General features: G+C 35.5%; 2 protein-coding genes. One reads left to right on the top strand and one right to left on the bottom strand.

All coding sequences use genetic code 11. The annotated features are described in order from the left end of the window. The coding region (locus LI074_RS16580; protein ID WP_173698437.1) for a hypothetical protein at positions 1-3151 on the bottom strand (3151 nt) is incomplete at its 3' end. 315 nt (positions 3152-3466) lie between these two features. On the opposite strand from LI074_RS16580, the gene LI074_RS16585 reads away from it, so the two are divergent. Then, positions 3467-4717 (top strand): RNA-binding domain-containing protein, encoded by a 1251-nt coding sequence (locus LI074_RS16585; protein ID WP_055060809.1) that lies wholly within the window; start codon positions 3467-3469, stop codon positions 4715-4717. The last annotated feature ends 221 nt before the right edge of the window (positions 4718-4938 follow it).

The following is a 4938-nucleotide window of genomic DNA, read 5'->3' on the forward strand; positions in this document are numbered from 1 at the left end:
TGTCACCATCTACAGTTACATTTGCGTTTGCAAGATTGAATTTATCAATTCCCCATTTGAATTTAAGATCATCTGGAGCTGAAGTTGTATAACCGTTTTTAGGCTTAACAGTAACGTCCAAGCTGTTAGAGATAGTAGCGTTTGCAACGTCGGTGTTTGAACTTACATCTAAATCATAGTCCTGGCCTTCTTTTAAAGTAACACCATTTACCACAACATTTACAACTGGTTTTACAGGCAGACCACCGGCATAAACACCGTTAGAAACAGAAACATTGCTCTTTACAACAGACAGCTGATTAAGCTTAATGTATGTTACTGCCATAACATTTGTGATCTTATTGCCTTCAGCATCAGTATAAATGCCATCTTTTAAACCATAATCATTAGTTTTGCTGCTTGCATATTTTCCTTTGGCAACAGCAATTACAGCTACATACTGAGCTTTAGGGAATTCACTAGTGTATTTTCCTTCTTTTCCATATACATTATCTACATATTTAATCTCATAATCCTGGCCTTCTGTTAATTTTTTATTAGAATCAAAGTATGTAAATGTAGTTTTTGTATACTGATGTTCTTTACCATTATAAGTAAAGGATGGAGAAGCAACTTTTATACCATTTTCGTCATAGAAAGTAAATTTTCCACCCTCATTCAACATTTCACCTGAAATCTGGAATGTTGCTGTTAAGGTACCTGTAAAGTTTCCGTTTTTAGGTGTTAATGTAACAGTACCCTCACCAATCTGGATATTCTCTCCAGATGTTAATGTAAAGTTGCTTGCTACATCAATAGGATTTCCTTTTAAGGTCAAGTCAATATCACTGGCAGAAACTTCAATACTGTAACCAGTGTATTCTTTACTTCCAATAACTGCTTTTAAGTCTGCTGCATTTGCAGGTTTGATTTCATAAGTTATTTTTGCTTCGACGTCACTGTAATGTGTTCCATCGCCTTTAACTGTTAATGTTGCTGTTCCTGCATTCAGATTATTGCTATAAGTTGCTGTATAATACTGAGGATTAATTACTTTTCCATCAATTACAACATCAAATTTCGGTTCAACAGCTTTTCCGGTATAAGTGAAGTTTGTTTCTTTTAATTTAATGTTTTCTGACTTGATTGTTTTTGCAGTTAATGTAGATGTATCACTCAGTGTTACGTTTTTATTAATGAAGTTTTTATTTGTAATTTCTACTGTCGCAGTAACATCTTTACCAATTATATTTCCTTCTCTGCATTCGTATTTAACTTTGTAATCTTTTCCTTCTACAAGAGTAAATTCTTTAGCTGGTTTTGCACCATTTTTAGCTTTTACTACAAGTTTCATAGAATCTTTATAATCAGAGAAATCTGTAGTATCCAGCTTTTCAACCTTCTCATTTGTAACTTTGACCTCAGAAATTACGGCAGGATTAATTGCAAATGTAATTTTCTTTTCACTTCCAGCATAATCGCCAAGACCTTTAACGATTACATAACCGCCATCTTCTACGTTCGTATTAGTACCATTTACTAATTCATATAAGGTCGGGGAAACTGCCTTTCCGCCAATTGTAAGAGTACCTAAGTCATCTTTTGTAATGACAATCTGTTCTCCCGTATATTCTTTATTGTCAAGTTTACCATTTTTTTCGTTTGCAAATGTACCACCGGAAATATCAGTTCCTACAATATTGAAGTCCGCAGTAGTTGTTCCCGTAACATTTTTATTAAGTTCTTTTGGAGTGATTGTTACTTTGTAACTACCAATGTCTGTTGCATTATCCGGTACAGTAATAACAACATCCTTGTACAGGTCTAAAGTATTACCATTTTTATCAGTAAATGTAATATCATTTTTGTCAATGGTTACTTTCTTCTTATCGTTATATGTTTTGGCTTTTATAGAAACATTAACGTCTGATAAATCTCTACTGGTTACTTTGAAAGTATTTGTTGTTTCGATTGTTCTATGGTTGTCTCCTTCAGCAGTAATATTGTAATTTTTAAATTTACCAGTTTCCGGAGTACCGATAATCAGATTAATACGTGCATAAGCGACATCGTCAACATTTGTTGCTAAATTATTGGCGTTTCCTGCAGAAATAGATACATATCCATCTTTATCTGCATAAATATAGTTTGATAAATCTTCTTTTGTCTCTTTATCAATTAGTTTAATATCATCTTTTTTTACACGAATAACTTTTCCGGTATAAGTGAAAGCAGATGTTAATAAAGTTGCTTCCATATGTTCAGAAATGAGCTTGTCGTTAGTACCATCTAATGTTTTTGGCTCAATTTCATATGTTGTAGAAATCTGTCCTGTATATCCATCTGCCTGTGGAACTAAAGTAACAGTTGCTTTTTTAGTTGCATTTGTATGATCACCAGACTGAACTACTTTAAAGTTAGCGCCCACTGTTGCAGCATTTGCTTTTACTGTTTCATGTGTTTGTTTTCCATCGTTTAATGTTAATGTAATATCGGAACTAGCTATTTCCTGAGGCTTTCCATTATAGGTATGTGTTCCATCAACAGATGCGCTAAGATATACCTGAGATACATCAATTGCTTTTACAGCAATACCTTCTGAAGTGTAAGACCATACAGTTCTGTTATTATCATTAGAGTCTGTAGCATATACAAACAATGTAAGTGTCTTTCCTGCTTCAGCTGCTACAGTAGCGCGTGTTACCGTCTGCTCATTTGTAGGTGTTTCGATATCAGTGGCTGAATCAGCAGTTCCATTTACTTTCCAAGCATAATGAAATTTAATATTTGAATCAATGGCTTTATTATCTTTAGCGGTTACTTTGAATTTAGCTTTAACAGTTGTTCCCCATGTTACAGCATTATCTTTAATAGCATTATTTGCGTTATCAGTAAATTCTGGAGTCACACTGAATGAATCGCTAGATACTTCTGCAGCAGTAGCTACAGCAGTATTGTCCGTAGTATCTTCTACAACCGGAGTTTCTGTCACGTCATCAGAGAATGTTTCAGCAACTGAAGCTTCTGCGTCAGATGTTACAGCAACGTCAGAACCATCGCTGAACTCAGCAGCCCATACCGGCACATTAGAAGTAGCAAGCATTGCAACAACAAGTGACATACTTAATGTCTTTTTTGCCATGCCCTTCTTTGTGTTTTTAATCTTTGTCATGATTATAGTTCCCCTTTGGGTGGTGGACAGGTTGATTTTGTGGAAAAAATTGTTTTGAGTAGAGCAATATAGAAATAAAAGTTAAAATGAAATGATTTATAACTGTATTATTTACGTATAATATTTATTATTTCACAATTATACAATTACGTTGGCTGTTGATCGGCGGAATTATATTTGATGATTATATAAATCGTTGTATTCTATATGAAACGAAAAAAGAAATCGTTGCATTTCGATTGGAACGATTTTATACTATATATTACAAATCAATATTGGGTTTCAAAGGGTTGAAAATGTGGAGGAGAATGTATCATGAGGGAAAGCAGAACATTGGAATATAAGGAAAATCTGTCATCTAATACGTTTCTGAAAACGATCAGTGCCTATGCTAATTATGGCGAAGGAAAGATTATATTTGGAATCAATGATCAGGGGAACGTCATCGGCATAACAGATCCCGTGAACGGATGCTTGAATCTGGAGAATAAGATCAACGACAGTCTCAGTCCTGTGCCGGAGTTCCGTCTGGAGATACAGGAGAATACGATCGTGCTCACTGTTTATGAAGGCAGGTATAAACCTTATCTCTATAAAGGTAAAGCTTATAAAAGAAATGATTCTTCTACAGTTGAAGTGGATCGTCTGGAATATAACCGGTTGATCCTGGAGGGCTGTAATCAGACTTTTGAGGAGATCACTTCATTCAATCAGCAGCTTACTTTTTCTAAATTGGAAACAGAATTTATCCGGGTGATGGGCATTGAGAAGATCAATAAAGATATTTTAAAAACTCTTGAACTGTATTCTGATCAGAGTGGGTTCAATAATGCAGCTGCACTTCTTGCGGATGATAATCAGTTTACGGGAATAGATATCATACGTTTTGGTGATACCATAGATGAGATCATGGACAGGGAATCACTGGAAAATATTTCCATACTTTCTCAGTTGGAAAAAACACTTCAGATGTTCCGAAAGTATTATCAGTATGAAAAAATAGAGGGAGCCGAAAGGAAATGTATTGACAAAATCCCGGAAAAAGCCTTCAGGGAAGCAATAGCCAATGCTCTGATCCATCGAATGTGGGATATCCCGGCATCTATAAAAGTCAGTATGTATGCGGACAGTATTGAGATCAGTTCTCCGGGAGGGCTTCCTGCCGGAATCAGCGAAGAGGAATACCTGAATGGTCAGATATCCATACTCAGAAATCCTATTATCGGAAATGTGTTCTTCCGGCTGAAATATATTGAGAAATTTGGAACCGGAATCATGAGGATCAATCATGCTTACAGGAACGCACTGATAAAACCATCGTATCAGTGTTTTTCTAATTCTATCAAAGTAATTCTTCCTGTTATAAGGGAAAACTATGACCTGAACGAAGCCGAACAGATACTGGTCAACATCCTTAAGGGAAAAGAAAAAATGTCAAGATCAGAAATTGAGAAAGCAGCAGAAATGGAAAAGAGTAAAGCAGTACGTACTCTGAACAGCCTGATTGAAAAGAAAATCCTGAAAAAAACAGGTGCAGGCAGGGGAGTCAGATACACCTTGAAATAGCAGAAAGCAATATAAGGATAAGATTCTGTTAGAATATATGGTATAGGTTTATTAAAAAGAAAGACTCCGATCGCAATGACCGGAGCCTTCTTTTTAGGAATCTGTATTAATTACCCAAATGGATTATTTAACAGTAGCCTTTTTCAGGTTTGACCATGGGCTGAAGACTTTCTTTCCGTCTTCGGATGTTCTGTTGAATGCATGCATTCCAACTACCCATG

The sequence above is a fragment of the Blautia sp. MSK18_10 genome (assembly GCF_020553185.1).
GTDB classification, from domain to species: Bacteria; Bacillota; Clostridia; order Lachnospirales; family Lachnospiraceae; genus Blautia_A; species Blautia_A wexlerae.

Excerpts from the sequence above, each read along its gene's own strand:
- LI074_RS16585 (WP_055060809.1), top strand. The coding sequence starts at position 3,467 with ATGAGGGAAAGCAGAACATTGGAATATAAGGAAAATCTGTCATCTAAT.